The following is an 18,739-nucleotide window of genomic DNA, read 5'->3' as shown; positions in this document are numbered from 1 at the left end:
CGAGCAGCCCATGGATATCGATCAGGCCCGAACATTTCTGGAAATCGTGCGGTGCGGCAGTCTGGTGGCCGCTGCCGAACGCCTGTTCGTGTCGCAGACGGCCATAACCGCGAGGGTGCAGCGCCTGGAACGACAACTGGGCTGCCAACTGTTCGTGCGTAGCCGAACCGGTGCCAGCCTGACCAGCGACGGTGAAGCCTTCGTCAGCTACGCCAACCAACTGGTGCAGACCTGGGAGGCGGCGCGGCGCGACCTGCCGCTACCCGAAGGCTGCCAGCAGGTGCTGCATATCGGTGCCGAGGTAAGTCTGGGCAACCCGATGCTGCTCGATTGGGTCAGCGCCCTGCACCGTGAGCTACCCAGCCATGCCATCCACAGCGAGGTCAGCGACGGCGAGTCGTTGCTGCGCAAGGTTGAAATGGGCCTGCTCGACGCGGCCCTGGTGTACCAGCCGACCTACGGCCCAGGGCTGCAAGTGGAGCAATTGATGGAAGAGAAGCTGATCCGCGTGCGTCGCGTCGATCGGCCAGAGCCTTACATCTACATCGACTGGGGCGAAGCCTTCCGCCGCCAGCATGATGCCGCCCTGCCTGACTGCGCGCGCCCAGCCCTGAGTTTCAACCTGGGGCCGCTGGCCCTGCAGTTCATTCTCGACCAGGGTGGCAGCGGCTACTTCCGGACGCGCGTGGTCCAGGCCTACCTGGACAGCGGGGTGTTCGAGCGGGTGCCTCAGGCACCGGAGTTCACCTATCCGACATTCCTGGTGTACCCGCGCAAGCGTGACAGCGAAGCCCTGCAGCAGTCCTTCGCGCTGCTGCGCCGGCTGGTGGCTGCCGGCGCCAGCGATTGGTCACAACGCTGGGACCCGCTGATCTGAGCCGTTGAGAATCTGGCGCTTGAGGCCGGCGATCAGATCGGTCTGGGTGACCACCCCCACCAGACGCTCCCCCTCGAGCACTGGCAAGCAATGCAGGCCTTGCTCACACAGCAGTGGCAGCAGGCGCTCAAGAGGGTGTTGCCCGCTCACGCTGACCACACGACGGCTCATGACCTGAGCCATACGCACGGTTTTGCGACCGAACAGACCCTGCCAACCGAACCGCCCGCGCTGCATGGCCGGGCCGACCAGGTCACTGAGGCTGACGATGCCCACCAGCTTGCCTCGCTCCAGTACGGGCAGGGTTTTCAAGTGGTGACTGGCCAACATGGCCCAGGCCTGCTCCAGGGTGGTGTCGGGTGTGGCGAACTGCACGTCACGGGACATCACCGAGGCGGCAGTGATACCACCAAGACTGCGCTGCAAGGCGTTTTGCTCGGTGGCGAGAATGATGCGTTGCAGTTCGTCGCGGGTGACGTCGACGAACTCGCCCAATTCGTCCAGTGCCTGGTCCAGGTCTTGGCTGCTGACGCCGACACGCTGGCTGGGCAGCGGGTCGTGCGTGTGGTGCGGTTCATTGCGCGGTGCTGCACCCTTGGGGTAGCGCACACCGGTCATGCGGTTGTAGATCACCGCCACCGTCACCAGGATCAAGGCATCGAGCAGCACCGGCTCAAGCAGATGATCCCCCAGGGCGGTCAATCCCGCGTCGGCCAGCACTGCGCTCACCGCCACGCCACCACCCGGTGGGTGCAGGCAACGCAGCAAGCACATCAACACCAACGACAGCCCCAGGGCGACGGCCGCTACCCACAGTTCGCTACCCAAGCCCTGGCGCATGGCCAGACCCACGGCACCCGCCAGGGCATAGCTGCCCACCACCGACCAGGGTTGGGCCAAGGGCCCGGAGTGCACGGCGAATACCAGTACCGCCGAGGCGGCCAAGGGCCCAAGCAAGTGCAAGGCAATCCCAGGGCCATAGGCCAGGCTGGTCAACCAACCGGCGAGGAACAGGCCAAGCAGTGCACCGAAGGCGGCGCGCAGCCACTCTTGGGGAGGAATGTTCAAGGGGGCAGGCAACAGCCTGCTCAGACGGCTTTCAGAAGACGAGGCAGACATTCAGGTAATGGGGGTCATGTTTTTTGGGTTGAAAAGGAAGCCCAGCCGCAGCGGCCTGGGCCCTGGAAGCCATCCATGGAGAGATGGAAACTGCAGCTCATTGTGCAGGGATGCCCAGGGGTTGGACCAATTCAAAAAAATGCGGCTGTACTGCAATTTTTTTGCAGTGCTGATACGGCCCCACGCTCGGCAAGCTGATACCTGCAGGCGCGTCAGCCGGTTATCAGCGCTGTCTTGCGTGGTAGTTCGAGGCGGACCCGCAACCCGCCCAGGGGGCTCTCCAGCAAGGCCAGTTGCCCGCCCCAGGCTTCGACGATGTCGCGCACGATCCCCAGCCCCAGGCCATGCCCGTCGACCTGCTCATCCAACCGCGAACCCCGCTCCAACACCTGCTGGCGCTGCCCTTCGGGAATCCCAGGGCCATCGTCGTCGATGCAGATCCGATACCCCTCAGGCGTCGGCGCAATCGACAGTCGGACCTCGCTGTCGGCCCATTTGCAGGCGTTGTCCAGCAAATTGCCCAGCAGCTCCAGCAAGTCCTCGCGGTCCCACGGCAACAGCAGCCCAGGCGGCACCTCATGCACGAGCGACAAACCCTCGCCATGGATCATGGCCAGCGTGCCGAGCAGCCCTGGCAGCTCGGCATCGCAATCGAACTGCGCACCCGGCAGTGCGTCGCCGGCCAGGCGCGCCCGGTTTAGCTCCCGGGCCAGACGCTGCTGGATCTGCTCGAGTTGTTCGCGCATCTGCGCCTGCACCTCGGGCAAATCCTTCAAGCGCTCGCTGGACGCCAAGGTGAGTAACACCGCTAGCGGCGTTTTCAAGGCATGCCCCAGATTGCCCAGGGCGTTGCGCGAACGGCGCAGGCTGTCCTCGGTGTGGCTCAGCAAGTGGTTGATCTGGTCGACCAGCGGCGCCAGCTCGGTGGGCACTTCAGCATCCAGCTGCGTACGTTGGCCCTGTTGCAGCTGGGCGATCTGTTGGCGTGCCCGCTCCAGCGGTCGCAGCGACCGGGTGACCGTGACCCGCTGCAACACCAGGATCAGCACCAGCGCCACCAGCCCAATGCCCAGGCCGATCTGCTGCATTCGCCGAAAGCCCTCGCGCACCGGGGAATAGTCCTGGGCCACGCTGATGGAGACGTCCTGTCCAAGGCGCCGATAATCCGCACGCAACGCCAGCAGTTGCTGGCCTTCTGGCCCTAGCGCATGGCTGTCCGACAGACCCGGCGCAGCGGGCTTGGGCATGTCCAGGTCCCACAGCGAGCGCGAGCGCCAGGTGCCTTGGTCGAAGTCGATACGAAAGTAGTAGCCGGAAAATGGCCGTTGGTAAGCAGCGGAAATACGTCGTTCATCGAGCTGCAAGCCGGACGGCCCGCGCACCATCGCCACCAGCAGGTTCTCGCTTTCCTTGCGCAGGCCCGCCTCCAGGTAGCGCTGCAGCCCCACCTCGAACAGCCACAGCGTCAACTGAGCGAGCGCCACGCCCACCACCACCAGTACTGCTACGAGGCCCAGACTCAGGCGCGCCTGGATCGACTTCACTCGGCGCTCCCGGCGTACAGGTACCCTTGGCCACGGCGGGTCTCGATCACACTGCGACCCAGTTTGCGCCGCAGATGATTGACGTGTACTTCCAGCACATTGGAATCGCGCTCGGTTTCACCGTCGTACAGATGCTCGGCCAAGTGGCTCTTGGACAGGATCTGCCGCGGGTGCAACATGAAGTAACGCAACAAGCGGAATTCCGCTGCGGTCAGCGGGATATCCACCCCATCGCGCTTCACACACTGCTGGCTCTCGTCCAGGTGCAGGCCGGCCGCTTCGAGCGTGGGCTGGTTGGCCAGGCCACGGGCACGACGCAACAGGGCCTGGATGCGCAGCTGTAATTCTTCAGGGTGGAACGGCTTGCTCAGGTAATCGTCGGCCCCAGCCTTCAGGCCCTCGATACGCTCGGCCCAGGAACCCCGGGCGGTTAGAATCAGCACAGGCGTGACCAGGCCAGCGGCACGCCATTGGCCCAGTACTTCAAGGCCCGGCAACCCTGGCAAGCCAAGGTCGAGAATGATCAGGTCGTAAGGCTCGCTTTGGCCTTGGTACACCGCATCACGGCCATCGGCCAGCCAGTCCACGGCATAGCCTTGGCGTTGCAGGCTGGTGATCAGTTCATCGGCCAGCGGTACGTTGTCCTCGACAAGCAACAGGCGCATTCAGTCGTCTTCCTCGTCTTTGAGCAGGGCGCCGGAGGTGGCATCGAGCTTGATTTCACGCACCACGCCTTCGGTGGTCAAAAGCTCGACCTCGTACTCGTAGCGGTCGTCCTCTTCTTCCAGTTCGGCCTCCAGCAAACGCGCCCCGGGGTGACGCCCCAGGGCGGTTTCGAGCAGTCGCTCGAGCGGCAGGATGATGCCCTTCTGGCGCAGCTCCAGGGCTTCGTCCTGATCCAGATCCCGGGCAACGGCCAGGGAGCAGACGGCCAGCAGCGAAAGCGCCAGGTAACGCGCCGGCCGCGGTAACGCGATCATCAGTTGTCCCGCTCGTCCTTCAGCACTTCACCGGTCTTGGCATCCAGGTCGACATCCCATTCGACGTTCTGCGCATCACGCAGATCGACCTTGTAGATGTAACGGCCGTACTCGTTTTCCAGTTCGGAGTCGGTCACGGTAGCGCCTGGATGCTTGGCAACGGCAGCTGCCTTGAGTTCATCCAGCGACTTGATGGTCTTTTCGCTAACCAGCTTGACCACTTCGTCAGGCTGAACGTCCTTGGCGAAGGCGGCATTGGCGCCCAGGGCAAGGGCAGCGGCGGCGAACAGGGCAGTCAAGGTTTTCATCGTTTCTCTCCTTGGAGATGTTCAAGTTGTCTACGGGGTTAAGATTACCCAGCGGTCCTTAATTCAACCTGAAAACAGCTGGCGCCATGATAGCGCATGTTTCCCCTTGCGCCCCGCGGATGCAGAGCCGGTGTGGGAAAGCGCCGGACCTGCGAGCGATGGTTCTATAATGACCCGCTTGTTGCCAGCGAGAACCTCAATGAGCGCCATCCACATCAAGTACCCCGCCCTGACCTTCAAGGCCGGCACCCGTGCCCTGCGGCAGATCCGCGAACGTGGCTTGCAGGCGGCCGATGTCGGCGTGCTGCCCGGCGCCGCGGGTGGCCCGAAACCTCTGGGTATCCAGGGGCTGGACCTGGCATTGTTCGGCCAGTGGCTGCCCTCGGCGCCGCGCCAGCGGTCGCTGATCGGTGCGTCGATCGGCTCGTGGCGCTTCGCCAGTGCCTGCCTGGACGACCCGGTCGCGGGCCTGCGCCTGCTGGGCGAGCTGTACACCGAACAGGACTTCGCCAAGGGCGTCACCCCGGCCCAGATCAGCCGCAGTTGCCAGCGCATGCTCGATGACCTGCTGCAGGGGCGCGATGGCCAGATTCTCGCCAACCCGCACTACCGTCTGAATATCCTGGTGGTCAAAAGCCACGGCAAGCTCGCTTATGACCACCGTGGTCGATTGGGGATGGGGCTGTCGTCGGTCATCGCTGACAATCTGCTCGGGCGTTCGCGACTGGGTCGACACTTCGAGCGGGTGATCCTCCATGATGGCCGCGCCACACCCCCGCTCGATGCGCTCACCGACTTCCCATCACGCTGCCTGCCGCTCGACCTGGGCAACCTGCGCCATGCGCTGCTGGCCTCGGGCTCGATCCCGATGGTCATGGAGGGTGTACGCGACATCCCCGGCGCCGGAACCGGCACCTACCGCGACGGCGGCCTGCTCGACTACCATCTGGACCTGCCCTACCGCGGCGACGACCTGGTGCTTTACCCCCATTTCACCGACAAGGTGGTGCCCGGCTGGTTCGACAAGGTCCTGCCCTGGCGCAAGGGCGACCGCACGCGCCTGCAAAACGTACTGCTGATGACACCCTCGCCGCAGTACCTGGCAGCGCTGCCCTACGGCAAGCTGCCGGACCGTAACGACTTCAAGCGCTTCATGGGCGATGCGCCGAGCCGCAAGCGCTACTGGTACAAGGCCATCGCCGAAAGCCAGCGCCTGGGCGACGAACTGCTGGAGCTGATTGCCACCGGGCGGCTGCATGAACAGCTGCAAGCCTTGTAGCGGCCATGCTGGTAGACTGCGCGCATTATCGATTCACACAGAGTTATGACAGTCGTGGAAATCTTCAAAGAGTTTACGTTCGAATCGGCCCACCGCCTGCCCCACGTTCCTGCCGGGCACAAGTGCGGGCGCCTGCATGGTCACTCGTTCAAGGTCGGCCTGCACCTGACCGGCCCACTCGACCCGCACACCGGCTGGATCCGGGATTTCGCCGAGATCAAGGCGGTCTTCAAGCCGATCTACGAGCAACTGGATCATAACTACCTGAACGATATTCCAGGCCTGGAAAATCCGACCAGCGAAGTGATCGCAAAGTGGATCTGGGACCAGGTCAAGCCGCTGCTGCCAGAGCTGTCCAAGGTACGCATCCACGAAACCTGCACCAGCGGTTGCGAATATACCGGGGACTGACCTGGCGTCCCCTTCGCTGGCAAGCCAGCTCCTGCGGGACAAACGCGCCCCCTCGTAGGAACTGGCTTGCTGGCGATGTATCAGGCAGCTTCACTGCACGGCTTCAGCCCTGTCCGCCCTCTAGCGCATCACGCAGGAAACCTGGGGCGATGTACCGCTGGTAATGCGCCTCGGAAAGCAGAAAGAACTCCCGGTCGATGGCATCGCGCAACTGCGGCAGTTCCCAGTCGCGAAACTCCGGCAGCAACACCATCCCGTAGGCCTCGACGTCACGAATCATCCGCGCCCCACGCGCGATCAGCTGATACGCCCAGCAATATTCCGACTGCTGTTCGACGAAGCGAATCGAACGCTGCACCAGTTGCTGGCGCAGCAGGTGTTTGTCGAACACCTCCAGCTTGGCCATCATCACCTGCGCCAGCAGTTGCTCCAGACGCATCCAGACCGCGCGCTTCTGCTCGTCGTCGTAGCCGTTCCAGTGGATCACCTCATGGTGGAAACGCTTGCAGCCACGGCACACCGTGTCTCCGTAAACCGTGGAGCACAGGCCGACGCAAGGGGTCTTGATGGCGTGATTGGACATGGAAAAACAACGGCTTGGCGATGGAACACTGGCCCATGTTAGCCCTTTGTCTAACCAGGGTCACTCGTTAAAGTCACATTCGCCGCCTTACCTTCAGGCTTTTTTTGCCGTAGAATCATCCCGCCTTTTCAAGGCAACAATGTCCGTTGGAAGCTGTTTTCAAAGCGTCACGAGCACAGTTCATCCGGTAGAACGGCGTTGGCCCGGGCCATGTACCCACATGCCCGAGCCAGCCCTCATCAGCCTTCCGTTCTACAGGCGTAAAACTTTGAAAGCAGCTTCTGTAAGGATTCTCTGCGACTCTGGCTGGACGGCTCAAAAAGCCGTGCTCCGCGCATGGGTGCAGGGAATGCTGGATGAGCGTCCCGGACTCCCTTTAGGGACCACTGATGAGGGTAATAACTGTGCTTGAAGCCTACCGCAAACACATCGAAGAGCGTGCCGCCCTGGGTATCGTCCCCCAGCCGCTGAACGCCGAACAAACTGCAGGCCTGGTCGAGCTGCTGAAAAACCCGCCGGCCGGCGAAGAAGCCTTCCTCGTAGACCTGATCACCCACCGCGTTCCGCCAGGAGTCGACGAAGCTGCCTACGTCAAGGCCGCTTTCCTCTCCGCTGTCGCCAAGGGTGAAGCCAAGTCCCCACTGATCGACCGCAAGCACGCCACCGAGCTGCTGGGCACCATGCAGGGCGGCTACAACATCGAAACGCTGGTCACGCTGCTGGATGACGCCGAGCTGGGCGCCGTCGCGGCCGAACAGCTCAAGCACACCCTGCTGATGTTCGATGCCTTCCACGACGTGGCCGAAAAGGCCAAGGCCGGCAATGTTCACGCCAAGGCCGTCCTGGAATCCTGGGCTGCCGGCGAGTGGTTCACCTACCGCCCGGCCATCGCCGAGAAGTACACCCTGACCGTGTTCAAGGTGCCTGGCGAAACCAACACCGACGACCTGTCCCCTGCTCCAGACGCCTGGTCTCGCCCTGACATCCCGCTGCACGCCCTGGCCATGCTGAAAATGGCCCGTGACGGCATCGAGCCGAAGCAGCCTGGTTCGGTCGGCCCGCTGGCCCAGATCGAAGCGGTCAAGGCCAAGGGCTACCCAGTTGCCTACGTCGGTGACGTGGTCGGTACCGGTTCTTCGCGTAAGTCCGCCACCAACTCGGTGCTGTGGTTCTTCGGCGACGACATCCCTTACGTGCCGAACAAGCGCGCAGGTGGCTTCTGCTTCGGCACCAAGATCGCCCCGATCTTCTACAACACCATGGAAGACGCCGGCGCCCTGCCGATCGAGTTCGACTGCACCAACCTGGCCATGGGCGACGTCATCGACGTTTACCCGTTCAAGGGTGAAGTACGCCGTCACGGTAGCGACGAGCTGGTCACCACCTTCGAACTGAAAACCGAAGTGCTGCTCGACGAAGTTCGTGCCGGTGGCCGTATTCCGCTGATCGTCGGCCGTGGCCTGACCGAGAAAGCCCGTGCCGAACTGGGCCTGGGTGCTTCGGACCTGTTCAAGAAGCCAGAACAGCCTGCCGATTCCGGCAAGGGCTTCACCCTGGCCCAGAAAATGGTCGGCCGCGCTTGCGGTCTGCCAGAAGGCCAAGGCGTACGCCCAGGTGCCTACTGCGAACCGAAGATGACCACCGTCGGCTCCCAGGACACCACTGGCCCGATGACCCGTGACGAGCTGAAAGACCTGGCATGCCTGGGCTTCTCCGCCGACCTGGTCATGCAGTCCTTCTGCCACACCGCGGCCTATCCGAAGCCGATCGACGTCACCACCCATCACACCCTGCCAGACTTCATCCGCACCCGTGGCGGCGTGTCGCTGCGCCCAGGCGACGGCATCATCCACAGCTGGCTGAACCGCATGCTGATGCCGGACACCGTCGGTACCGGTGGTGACTCGCACACCCGCTTCCCGATCGGCATCTCGTTCCCGGCCGGTTCCGGCCTGGTAGCCTTCGCTGCTGCTACCGGCGTCATGCCGCTGGACATGCCTGAGTCGGTACTGGTGCGCTTCAAGGGCAAACTGCAACCGGGCATCACCCTGCGTGACCTGGTTCACGCCATCCCTTACTACGCCATCCAGAAGGGTCTGCTGACCGTCGAGAAGAAGGGCAAGAAGAACATCTTCTCTGGCCGCATCCTCGAGATCGAAGGCCTGAACGACCTCACCGTCGAGCAAGCTTTCGAGCTGTCCGACGCCTCGGCCGAGCGTTCTGCCGCAGGTTGCACCATCAAGCTGCCAGAGAAGGCCATCGCCGAGTACCTGCAGTCCAACATCACCCTGCTGCGCTGGATGATCGGCGAAGGCTACGGCGACGCCCGTACCCTGGAGCGCCGTGCCCAGGCGATGGAAGCCTGGCTGGCCAAGCCTGAGCTGCTGTCGGCCGACGCCGATGCCGAATACGCCGAAATCATCGAAATCGACCTGGCCGAAGTCAAGGAGCCTGTGCTCTGCGCGCCGAACGACCCGGACGATGCCCGCCTGCTGTCCTCGGTACAAGGCGAGAAGATCGACGAAGTGTTCATCGGTTCGTGCATGACCAACATCGGTCACTTCCGCGCTGCCGGCAAGCTGCTGGACAAAGTCAAGGGCGGCATCCCGACCCGCCTGTGGCTGGCTCCGCCAACCAAGATGGATGCTCACCAGCTGACCGAAGAAGGCTACTACGGCATTTACGGCAAGGCTGGCGCGCGCATGGAAATGCCAGGCTGCTCGCTGTGCATGGGTAACCAGGCACGTGTGCAGACCGGTTCGACCGTGGTCTCCACCTCGACCCGTAACTTCCCGAACCGTCTGGGCGACGCCACCAACGTGTACCTGGCATCGGCCGAGCTGGCTGCTGTCGCTTCGATCATCGGCAAGCTGCCGACAGTCGAAGAGTACATGCAGTACGCCAAAGACATCGACAGCATGGCTGCCGACGTCTACCGCTACCTGAGCTTCGACCAGATCGCCGAGTTCCGCGAAGCGGCAGCCAACGCCAAGATCCCAGTGGTCCAGGCATAAGCTGAGTTGTAAGATGTAAAAGAAAAGCCCCGGTAGAAATACCGGGGCTTTCTTGTTTCAACCTGTGCCGACCTCTTCGCGGCTGAAGCCGCTCCTACAGGGACCGCACAGTTTTCGAGGGTTGTGCAGGACGACGAGCAACCTCAGATCACGAACAAATCGACAAAACGATGCACCGCCATCTGCTCCAGCTGCTGCTGGTCCTTGCACACCTGAAGAATCTCACCACACCGCTGCCGCGCAAAACGCGTCGCCAGGTTCTCCCTGAACTTGGCCTCCAGCAACGCAATGCCCTCCCCACGCCGCCGCCGATGCCCGATCGGGTATTCCACCACTACCTGTTCGGTACTGGTGCCATCCTTGAAGAACACCTGCACGGCGTTGGCGATCGAGCGCTTGTCCGCTTCCAGGTATTCGCGGCTGAAGCGAGGGTCTTCCACTACCTCCATTTTTTCGCGCAAGCGGTCGATGCTCGGGTGGTTGGCGTGGAAAGCATCCTCGTAATGCTCGGCCACCAGATGGCCGAAGATCAGCGGCACCGCCACCATGTACTGCAAACAGTGGTCGCGGTCGGCGGCATTGGCCAGCGGCCCGCTCTTGGAGATGATACGGATCGCCGACTCCTGGGTAGTGATGACGATTCGGTCGACTTCGTGCAGGCGGTTACGCACGAGGGGATGCAGGATCACGGCTGCCTCACAGGCGGTCTGGGCGTGGAACTCGGCGGGGAAACTGACCTTGAACAGCACATTTTCCATCACGTAGCTGCCCAATGCCTGAGGCACGCGCAACGCCTGCTGGCCGGCAGGCTTGAGCGCCAGGTCCTTGTTGGTATGGCTGAACAACACGTCGTAGAACCCCCACTGCGGCGCGGTGAGCACCCCTGGTACACCCATCTCGCCGCGCAAGGCGATATCGGCCAGGCGCACGCCCCGACTGGACGCATCCCCGGCAGCCCAAGACTTGCGCGAACCGGCGTTGGGTGCATGACGGTAGGTGCGCAGTGCCTGACCATCGACGAAAGCATGGGACAACGCACTCAGCATCTGCTCGCGGTTGGCCCCCATCAGCCTGGCGCACACAGCTGTAGAAGCCACCTTGACCAGAATCACGTGATCGAGGCCAACGCGGTTGAAGGCGTTTTCCAGCGCCAGTACACCCTGGATCTCATGGGCCATGACCATGGCTTCGAGCACATCACGCATCAACAACGGTCGCTCGCCCGTGGCCACGCGCTTTTGCGACAGATGATCGGCGACTGCCAGAATACCGCCGAGGTTGTCAGAGGGATGCGCCCATTCGGCGGCCAGCCAAGTGTCGTTGTAGTCCAGCCAGCGGATGGTACAGCCGATGTCCCAGGCGGCCTTCACCGGGTCAAGGCGATAGCTGGTGCCGGGCACGCGCGCGCCATTGGGTACCACGGTGCCCTCGACCAGCGGGCCGAGGTGCTTGGTGCATTCAGGGAAGCGCAAGGCAAGCAAGCCGCAACCCAGCGTGTCCATCAGGCAGTTGCGCGCGGTATCCAGGGCCTCGGGTGAATCGACCCGGTAGGTCAGGACATAGTCGGCGAGGGTTTGCAGCACGCCGTCGTAATCGGGGCGCTCGTTCAGATCCACGTTGGCGCTCATTTGCAGCTCCTGTGAATTCGGGGCCGCAGGGCGGCCCTACTCATTCAAAGCCAAGCGCCAGTGGTGCGTCAGAAACTATCGCCAGGCACCCTCACCCAGCCTTCCATCAGCACGCGAGCACTACGGCTCATGATTGCCTTGGTCACCGTCCACTCGCCGCCCACCTGTCGCGCCTCGGCCCCGACGCGCAATGTGCCCGAGGGATGACCGAAACGCACGGCACTGCGTTCGCCCCCGCCTGCGGCGAGGTTGACCAAGGTGCCCGGAATGGCGGCAGCGGTGCCGATTGCCACGGCTGCAGTACCCATCATCGCATGGTGTAGCTTGCCCATCGACAACGCACGCACCAGCAGGTCGACATCGCCGGCCGCGACCGTCTTGCCACTGGACGCAGTGTAGGTGGTTGGTGGCGCGACGAAGGCGACTTTCGGCGTGTGCTGACGCCCGGCAGCCTGATCGACGTTGTCGATCAACCCCATGCGCACTGCGCCATGGGCGCGAATGGTCTCGAAGCGCAGCAAGGCCTGCGGGTCACCGTTGATGGCATCCTGCAGTTCGGTGCCGGTATAACCAATATCGGCCGCGTTGACGAAAATGGTCGGGATACCGGCATTGATCAGCGTCGCCTTGAAGGTACCGACACCCGGCACCTCCAGGTCGTCCACCAGGTTGCCAGTGGGGAACATCGCACCACCGTCGCCATCCTCGTCAGCTGCCGGATCGAGGAACTCCAGCTGCACCTCGGCCGCCGGGAAGGTTACGCCATCCAACTCGAAATCACCGGTTTCCTGCACTTCACGTTCGGTGATCGGTACATGGGCGATGATGGTCTTGCCGATATTCGCCTGCCAGATACGCACGGTGGCGATGCCGTTGCGCGGGATGCGCGCTGGGTCGACCAGGCCGCTGCTGATGGCGAACGCACCAACGGCCGCGGACAGGTTGCCGCAGTTGCCGCTCCAGTCAACGAAGGCCTTGTCGATCGACACCTGGCCGAACAGGTAATCGACATCGTGCTCCGGCTTGATGCTGGGCGAAAGAATGACGGTCTTGCTGGTGCTGGAGGTCGCGCCCCCCATGCCGTCGATCTGCTTGCCGTAAGGATCGGGGCTGCCAATGACCCGCAGCAACAATGCGTCGCGGGCCGGGCCGGGAATCTGGGCTTGCTCGGGCAGGTCTTGCAGGCGGAAGAACACGCCTTTGCTGGTGCCACCACGGATGTAGGTGGCGGGGATCTTCACTTGCGGTACATGGGCCATGTTCAATTCCTGTCTCGCACAGCCCTTGTGGGCGCGGGGCTTGCCCGCGCCCACAAGGGACCGCGCTGCTCCTGATTAGGCGGTCGCTTCGAGGAAGTCCTGGGCAAAGCGCTGCAGCACCCCGCCGGCCTCGTAGATCGATACCTCCTCGGCGGTATCCAAGCGGCAAGTCACCGGCACCTCGACGCGCTCGCCATTCTTGCGCGTCACCACCAGCGTCAGGGTTGCACGCGGCTTGCGCTCGCCCAGCACGTCATAGGTCTCACTGCCGTCCAGCGCCAGGGTCTTGCGATCGGTGCCTGCCTTGAATTCAAGCGGCAACACGCCCATGCCCACCAAGTTGGTCCGGTGAATGCGCTCGAAACCTTCGGCGACAATGGCCTCGACACCCGCCAGGCGTACGCCCTTGGCCGCCCAGTCGCGAGATGAACCTTGGCCATAGTCGGCCCCGGCAACGATGATCAGCGGCTGTTTACGCTCCATGTATGTCTCGATCGCCTCCCACATCCGGGTGACCTTGCCTTCCGGCTCGATGCGCGCCAGCGATCCCTGCCTGACACTGCCGTCTTCCTTGCGCACCATCTCGTTGAACAGCTTGGGGTTGGCAAAGGTGGCACGTTGCGCGGTGAGGTGGTCGCCACGATGGGTGGCGTAGGAGTTGAAGTCCTCCTCCGGCAGGCCCATCTTCGCCAGGTACTCGCCCGCCGCGCTGTCGAGCAGGATGGCGTTGGAGGGCGAAAGATGGTCGGTGGTAATGTTGTCCGGCAGCACCGCCAGTGGGCGCATGCCACGCAAGGTGCGCTCACCCGCAAGGGCGCCTTCCCAGTAGGGTGGACGACGAATGTAGGTACTCATCGGGCGCCATTCGTACAGCGGTGCCACCTTCGGCCCACGGTCTTCCTCGATGGCGAACATCGGAATGTAGACCTTGCGGAACTGCTCCGGCTTGACCGCCGCACGCACCACCGCGTCGATCTCTTCATCGCTCGGCCAGATGTCCTTGAGGCGAATCTCCTTGCCGTCGACCACACCCAGCACATCTTTCTCGATGTCGAAGCGGATGGTGCCGGCGATGGCATAGGCCACCACCAAAGGCGGCGAGGCCAGGAAAGCCTGCTTGGCGTAGGGGTGGATCCGCCCGTCGAAGTTACGGTTGCCCGACAGCACGGCGGTGGCGTACAGGTCGCGGTCGATGATCTCTTGCTGGATCACAGGGTCCAGCGCGCCGGACATGCCGTTGCAGGTGGTGCAGGCAAAGGCGACGATACCAAAGCCCAGTTGTTCCAGTTCCTTCTCCAGACCCGCTTCTTCCAGGTACAGCTGAACAGCTTTGGAGCCCGGGGCAAGCGACGACTTGACCCAGGGTTTACGCATCAGGCCGAGTTTGTTGGCGTTGCGCGCCAAGAGGCCTGCGGCGATCACGTTGCGCGGGTTGCTGGTGTTGGTGCAACTGGTGATGGCGGCAATGATCACCGCGCCGTCCGGCATCTGGCCCGGGACTTCCTCCCAGGCTCCGGCGATACCCTTGGCCGCCAGGTCGCTGGTGGCCACGCGGGCATGCGGGTTGGACGGCCCTGCCATGTTGCGCACGACACTCGACAGATCGAAGCGCAGCACGCGCTCGTACTCGGCCTTGGCCAGTGCGTCGGCCCACAGGCCGGTCGCCTTGGCATAGGTCTCCACCAGCTTGACCTGCTGTTCTTCGCGACCGGTCAGTTTGAGGTAGTCGATGGTCTGCTGGTCGATGGCGAACATCGCGGCAGTAGCGCCGTACTCCGGGGCCATGTTGGAGATGGTGGCACGGTCGCCCAGGGTCAGGGCGCGGGCACCTTCACCGTAGAACTCGAGGTAAGCACCCACCACCTTCTGCTTGCGCAAGAATTCGGTCAAGGCCAGGACCAGGTCGGTGGCGGTGATGTTCGGCGCCAACTTGCCGCTCAGCTCGACACCGACGATCTCCGGCAGGCGCATCCAGGAGGCGCGGCCAAGCATGACGTTCTCGGCCTCAAGGCCACCCACACCGATGGCGATCACACCCAGGGCATCGACATGAGGTGTGTGGCTGTCGGTACCGACACAGGTGTCCGGGTAGGCCACGCCACGGTCGCTGTGGATGACCGGCGACATCTTCTCCAGGTTGATCTGGTGCATGATGCCGTTGCCCGGCTGGATCACATCGACGTTCTTGAACGCCTTCTTGGTCCAGTTGATGAAGTGGAAGCGGTCTTCGTTGCGGCGGTCTTCGATGGCGCGGTTCTTCTCGAACGCCTGCGGGTCGAAACCACCGCACTCGACGGCCAGGGAGTGGTCGACGATCAACTGCACCGGCACTACCGGGTTGACCTGTGCCGGATCACCGCCTTTGTCGGCGATGGCATCGCGCAACCCGGCCAGGTCGACCAACGCGGTCTGGCCGAGGATGTCGTGGCACACGACACGGGCCGGGAACCAGGGAAAGTCGAGGTCGCGCTTGCGCTCGATCAACTGCCCCAGCGAAGCGTCGAGGGTGGCCGGGTCGCAGCGGCGCACCAGGTTTTCGGCGAGAACGCGGGATGTGTAAGGCAGGCCATCGTAGGCGCCGGGCTTGATCGCCTCGACCGCCGCGCGGGCATCGAAGTAGTCCAGGTCGGTGCCTGGCAGGTGCTTGCGAAATGCAGTGTTCATATCGTTATCAGGCTCGGTCACGGTGTTCGGGGCAGGTGCGGCGTGGACCTCCAGAGGCGCAGTGCGCCCCCGGCGTCTTCCACGATCAGCGCTGGTCGATCGGCACGAACTGGCGCTGCTCGACGCCGACATACTCGGCGCTCGGACGGATGATGCGGTTGTTGGCACGCTGCTCGAAGACATGCGCCGCCCAGCCAGTCAGGCGCGAGCAGACGAAAATCGGGGTGAACAGCTTGGTCGGGATACCCATGAAGTGATACGCCGAGGCATGGTAGAAGTCGGCGTTGGGGAACAGGCGCTTCTGCTCCCACATGGTCTTGTCGATGGCCTCGGAAACCGGGTACAGCACTGTGTCGCCCACCTCGTCGGCCAACTGCTTCGACCAGCCCTTGATCACCTCGTTGCGTGGATCGGACTCTTTATAGATGGCATGGCCGAAGCCCATGATCTTGTCTTTGCGCTCGAGCATGGCGAGCAGCTCGGTCACGGCTTCCTGCGGGCTCTGGAAGCGCTCGATCAGCTCCATCGCCGCCTCGTTGGCGCCGCCATGCAGCGGGCCGCGCAACGAACCGATGGCCGCGGTGATGCACGAATACAGGTCCGACAGGGTCGAGGCGCAAACTCGAGCGGTGAACGTCGAGGCATTGAACTCGTGCTCGGCGTAGAGAATCAGCGAGACGTTCATGACCTTGACGTGCAGCTCGCTTGGCTTCTTGCCGTGTAGCAGGTGCAGGAAGTGACCGCCCAAGGTGTCTTCGTCGCTGGTGCAGTCGATACGCACACCGTGATGGGTGAAGCGGTACCAGTAGCACATGATCGCGGGGAACACCGCCAACAGGCGGTCGGTCTTCTCGCGCTGGGCCTCGAAGGTCAGTTCGGGCTCCAGGGTGCCGAGCACCGAGCAACCGGTGCGCATCACGTCCATGGGGTGGGCATCACGCGGGATGCGCTCCAGGACTTCCTTCAGCGCTTGCGGCAGTTCGCGCAGGCCCTTGAGCTTGCGCTTGTAGTCGGCCAGTTCAGCCTTGCTCGGCAGCTCGCCGTACAGCAGCAGGTAGGCGACTTCCTCGAACTCGGCGCCGGCGGCCAGGTCACGGACGTCGTAACCGCGGTAGGTCAGCCCGGCACCGGCCTGGCCAACTGTCGACAATGCAGTCTGGCCGGCTACCTGGCCACGCAGGCCTGCGCCACTGAGTACTTTTGCTTCGGCCATGGTTTTTCTCCTTTCTTGAAATTGTTATTGAAGCGGTCTGGCTAATTTCTCAGGTCACTCTGCTGCCCCGTCGCGCCTACCGGTTCGGCGCGGGCACAGGCTCAACCTTTCTTCTGGGCGAACAATGCATCGAGGCTCTGCTCGAAGGCGTGGTAACCAATGGCATCGTAGAGCTCCATGCGGGTTTGCATGGTGTCGATCACGTTCTTCTGGGTCCCGTCACGGCGCAACGCGGTGTAAACGTTCTCGGCGGCCTTGTTCATGGCACGGAACGCCGACAGCGGGTACAGCACCAGCGACACGTCGACCGAGGCCAGCTCTTCGGTGGTGTAAAGCGGCGTGGCGCCGAATTCGGTGATGTTGGCCAGAATCGGCGCCTTCACTCGATCGGCGAAGGTCTTGTACATCGACAGCTCGGTGATGGCTTCCGGGAAAATCATGTCGGCGCCCGCCTCGATGCAGGCTTCGGCGCGCTCCAGCGCAGCGTTCAGGCCTTCAACGGCCAGGGCGTCGGTACGCGCCATGATCACGAAGCTGTCATCGGTGCGGGCGTCCACCGCAGCCTTGATGCGGTCGACCATCTCCTGCTGGCTGACAATCTCTTTGTTCGGACGGTGCCCGCAACGCTTGGCGCCCACTTGGTCTTCGATATGAATGGCCGCGGCGCCGAACTTGATCATCGAGCGCACGGTACGCGCCACGTTGAAGGCTGAAGCGCCAAAGCCGGTGTCGACATCCACCAGCAGCGGCAGGTCGCAGACGTCGGTGATACGCCGCACATCGGTCAACACGTCATCCAGCCCGGTGATGCCCAGGTCCGGCAGGCCCAGAGAACCTGCAGCAACACCGCCACCAGACAGGTAGATGGCCTTGAAACCGGCACGCTTGGCCAGCAGGGCATGGTTGGCGTTGATGGTCCCGACCACCTGCAGCGGATGTTCGGCGGCAACGGCGTCGCGAAAACGCTGACCGGGGGTGCTCTTCACAGTCATGACTCACCTCGTGGGCTGTTGTTGTTGGCGTCCAGGTAGTGACGCTCGATGTTGCGTTTGGACGCGCCGATGTGACGGCGCATCAGGAGTTCGGCCAGTTCGCCGTCTCGGTCGGCGATGGCGTCGAGAATGCGGTGGTGCTCGGCGAAGGCCTGGCGCGGCCGGTTGGGCGTAGCGGAAAACTGGATGCGGTACATGCGCACCAGTTGGTACAGCTCGCCGCACAGCATCTTCACCAGGGTCTGGTTGCCGCTGCCCTGGATGATCCGGTAATGGAAGTCGTAGTCGCCTTCCTGCTGGTAATAGCCCTGCCCCGCCTGAAACGCGGCGTCACGCTCGTGGGTGTCGAGCACCCGACGCAGCTCTTCGATGTCGGCCCGGCTCATGCGCTCGGCGGCCAGGCGACAGGCCATGCCTTCCAGGGATTCGCGAATTTCGTAAAGCTCGATCAGTTCGGCATGACTGAGCGAAACCACCCGCGCCCCCACGTGTGGCACACGCACCAGCAGGCGCTGGCCTTCCAGACGGTGGATGGCCTCGCGCAGCGGACCGCGGCTGATGCCATAGGTACGCGCCAGTTCAGGCTCGGAGATCTTGCTGCCAGGGGCGATCTCGCCCTTGACGATCGCGGCCTGGATACGGCGGAAGACGTTCTCGGACAAGGTTTCCGTTTCGTCGCTCACTGCCGGGCTGTCGATGGAAAGGTCCAGCATATTGTTGACACCTTGCTAGTCACTTCGCCAGAAACTAGCGAATCAGGCGCAAGCAGTCAAAGACAAAATGAATATTGTCGACAATCGTCTAAGAACGAACTTACCCAAGCCCAGTGCTGTCTGATTGCGACGCGCTGGCGTCAAGACATCGTCGT

Annotated in this window: 16 protein-coding genes; 4 read left to right on the top strand and 12 right to left on the bottom strand. The window is 63.1% G+C overall.

What is annotated here, in order from left to right; genetic code table 11:
- The first annotated feature begins 10 nt into the window (after nt 1-10).
- Nucleotides 11-877: a LysR family transcriptional regulator gene (locus P3R38_RS08540; protein ID WP_027907730.1), complete on the top strand. Its 867-nt coding sequence runs from the start codon at nt 11-13 to the stop codon at nt 875-877.
- Here P3R38_RS08540 and P3R38_RS08535 read toward each other — a convergent pair.
- The 5 genes from P3R38_RS08535 to P3R38_RS08515 form a co-directional block, all read right to left on the bottom strand.
- Nucleotides 851-1,996: an HPP family protein gene (locus P3R38_RS08535; protein WP_023379701.1), complete on the bottom strand. Its 1,146-nt coding sequence runs from the start codon at nt 1,994-1,996 to the stop codon at nt 851-853. The genes P3R38_RS08540 and P3R38_RS08535 overlap by 27 nt on opposite strands.
- A gap of 212 nt (nt 1,997-2,208) precedes the next feature.
- Entirely contained in the window at nt 2,209-3,540 is a 1,332-nt protein-coding gene (locus P3R38_RS08530) for a sensor histidine kinase (RefSeq protein ID WP_023379700.1), read from the bottom strand.
- Nucleotides 3,537-4,205 (bottom strand): response regulator transcription factor, encoded by a 669-nt coding sequence (locus P3R38_RS08525; protein WP_027907729.1) that lies wholly within the window; start codon nt 4,203-4,205, stop codon nt 3,537-3,539. Before P3R38_RS08525 ends, P3R38_RS08530 begins: the two co-directional genes overlap by 4 nt.
- A complete protein-coding gene (locus P3R38_RS08520; RefSeq protein ID WP_023379697.1) occupies nt 4,206-4,520 on the bottom strand; it encodes a PepSY domain-containing protein in 315 nt (104 codons plus the stop codon).
- Complete coding sequence (locus tag P3R38_RS08515; RefSeq protein ID WP_023379696.1) at nt 4,520-4,828, bottom strand: PepSY domain-containing protein; 309 nt, start codon at nt 4,826-4,828, stop codon at nt 4,520-4,522. The genes P3R38_RS08520 and P3R38_RS08515 overlap by 1 nt, the downstream gene beginning before the upstream one ends.
- Before the next feature lie 199 nt (nt 4,829-5,027).
- On the opposite strand from P3R38_RS08515, the gene P3R38_RS08510 reads away from it, so the two are divergent.
- Both P3R38_RS08510 and queD read left to right on the top strand, forming a co-directional pair.
- Nucleotides 5,028-6,107 carry a patatin-like phospholipase family protein gene (locus P3R38_RS08510; protein WP_277686992.1) on the top strand — a complete coding sequence of 360 codons (1,080 nt, stop codon included), beginning with the start codon at nt 5,028-5,030 and terminating at the stop codon, nt 6,105-6,107.
- 54 nt (nt 6,108-6,161) lie between these two features.
- On the top strand, nt 6,162-6,518 hold the full coding sequence (queD, locus tag P3R38_RS08505) for a 6-carboxytetrahydropterin synthase QueD (protein ID WP_015269720.1): 357 nt from the start codon (nt 6,162-6,164) through the stop codon (nt 6,516-6,518).
- Between the two features lie 103 nt (nt 6,519-6,621).
- On the opposite strand, the gene P3R38_RS08500 is transcribed toward queD, so the two are convergent.
- On the bottom strand, nt 6,622-7,101 hold the full coding sequence (locus P3R38_RS08500) for a DUF1289 domain-containing protein (protein ID WP_023379692.1): 480 nt from the start codon (nt 7,099-7,101) through the stop codon (nt 6,622-6,624).
- A 404-nt stretch (nt 7,102-7,505) separates the two neighbouring features.
- Here P3R38_RS08500 and acnB point away from each other — a divergent pair, with 404 nt between their 5' ends.
- Complete coding sequence (gene acnB / locus P3R38_RS08495) at nt 7,506-10,115, top strand: bifunctional aconitate hydratase 2/2-methylisocitrate dehydratase (RefSeq protein WP_277687202.1); 2,610 nt, start codon at nt 7,506-7,508, stop codon at nt 10,113-10,115.
- A gap of 143 nt (nt 10,116-10,258) precedes the next feature.
- Here acnB and prpD read toward each other — a convergent pair whose 3' ends face one another.
- From prpD to P3R38_RS08465, 6 genes are all read right to left on the bottom strand, one after another.
- A complete protein-coding gene (gene prpD, locus P3R38_RS08490; RefSeq protein ID WP_023379689.1) occupies nt 10,259-11,743 on the bottom strand; it encodes a 2-methylcitrate dehydratase in 1,485 nt (494 codons plus the stop codon).
- Between the two features lie 68 nt (nt 11,744-11,811).
- Entirely contained in the window at nt 11,812-13,002 is a 1,191-nt protein-coding gene (gene prpF / locus P3R38_RS08485) for a 2-methylaconitate cis-trans isomerase PrpF (protein ID WP_104881971.1), read from the bottom strand.
- A gap of 75 nt (nt 13,003-13,077) precedes the next feature.
- Nucleotides 13,078-15,666, bottom strand: coding sequence for a Fe/S-dependent 2-methylisocitrate dehydratase AcnD (gene acnD, locus P3R38_RS08480; RefSeq protein ID WP_023379685.1), 2,589 nt, complete (start codon nt 15,664-15,666; stop codon nt 13,078-13,080).
- A gap of 85 nt (nt 15,667-15,751) precedes the next feature.
- A complete protein-coding gene (gene prpC, locus P3R38_RS08475; RefSeq protein ID WP_023379683.1) occupies nt 15,752-16,879 on the bottom strand; it encodes a 2-methylcitrate synthase in 1,128 nt (375 codons plus the stop codon).
- A gap of 101 nt (nt 16,880-16,980) precedes the next feature.
- Nucleotides 16,981-17,871 (bottom strand): methylisocitrate lyase, encoded by an 891-nt coding sequence (gene prpB, locus P3R38_RS08470; protein WP_023379682.1) that lies wholly within the window; start codon nt 17,869-17,871, stop codon nt 16,981-16,983.
- Entirely contained in the window at nt 17,868-18,584 is a 717-nt protein-coding gene (locus P3R38_RS08465) for a GntR family transcriptional regulator (RefSeq protein WP_023379680.1), read from the bottom strand. The genes prpB and P3R38_RS08465 overlap by 4 nt, the downstream gene beginning before the upstream one ends.
- Nucleotides 18,585-18,739 lie beyond the last annotated feature (155 nt).

The sequence above is a fragment of the Pseudomonas sp. NyZ480 genome (genome assembly GCF_029537255.1).
Classification (GTDB): domain Bacteria; phylum Pseudomonadota; class Gammaproteobacteria; order Pseudomonadales; family Pseudomonadaceae; genus Aquipseudomonas; species Aquipseudomonas taiwanensis.
The sequence above is the reverse complement of the archived record's forward strand: the minus strand, read 5'-3'. Positions and strand labels throughout refer to the sequence as shown.

Bases quoted from the DNA above. Each gene is read 5' to 3' on its own strand.
- P3R38_RS08540 (WP_027907730.1), top strand. From the start codon at position 11: ATGGATATCGATCAGGCCCGAACATTTCTGGAAATCGTGCGGTGCGGC.
- P3R38_RS08535 (WP_023379701.1), bottom strand. From the start codon at position 1,996: ATGTCTGCCTCGTCTTCTGAAAGCCGTCTGAGCAGGCTGTTGCCTGCC.
- P3R38_RS08525 (WP_027907729.1), bottom strand. From the start codon at position 4,205: ATGCGCCTGTTGCTTGTCGAGGACAACGTACCGCTGGCCGATGAACTG.
- P3R38_RS08520 (WP_023379697.1), bottom strand. From the start codon at position 4,520: ATGATCGCGTTACCGCGGCCGGCGCGTTACCTGGCGCTTTCGCTGCTG.
- P3R38_RS08515 (WP_023379696.1), bottom strand. From the start codon at position 4,828: ATGAAAACCTTGACTGCCCTGTTCGCCGCCGCTGCCCTTGCCCTGGGC.
- P3R38_RS08510 (WP_277686992.1), top strand. From the start codon at position 5,028: ATGAGCGCCATCCACATCAAGTACCCCGCCCTGACCTTCAAGGCCGGC.
- P3R38_RS08500 (WP_023379692.1), bottom strand. From the start codon at position 7,101: ATGTCCAATCACGCCATCAAGACCCCTTGCGTCGGCCTGTGCTCCACG.
- prpD (WP_023379689.1), bottom strand. From the start codon at position 11,743: ATGAGCGCCAACGTGGATCTGAACGAGCGCCCCGATTACGACGGCGTG.
- prpF (WP_104881971.1), bottom strand. From the start codon at position 13,002: ATGGCCCATGTACCGCAAGTGAAGATCCCCGCCACCTACATCCGTGGT.
- acnD (WP_023379685.1), bottom strand. From the start codon at position 15,666: ATGAACACTGCATTTCGCAAGCACCTGCCAGGCACCGACCTGGACTAC.
- prpC (WP_023379683.1), bottom strand. From the start codon at position 16,879: ATGGCCGAAGCAAAAGTACTCAGTGGCGCAGGCCTGCGTGGCCAGGTA.
- prpB (WP_023379682.1), bottom strand. From the start codon at position 17,871: ATGACTGTGAAGAGCACCCCCGGTCAGCGTTTTCGCGACGCCGTTGCC.
- P3R38_RS08465 (WP_023379680.1), bottom strand. From the start codon at position 18,584: ATGCTGGACCTTTCCATCGACAGCCCGGCAGTGAGCGACGAAACGGAA.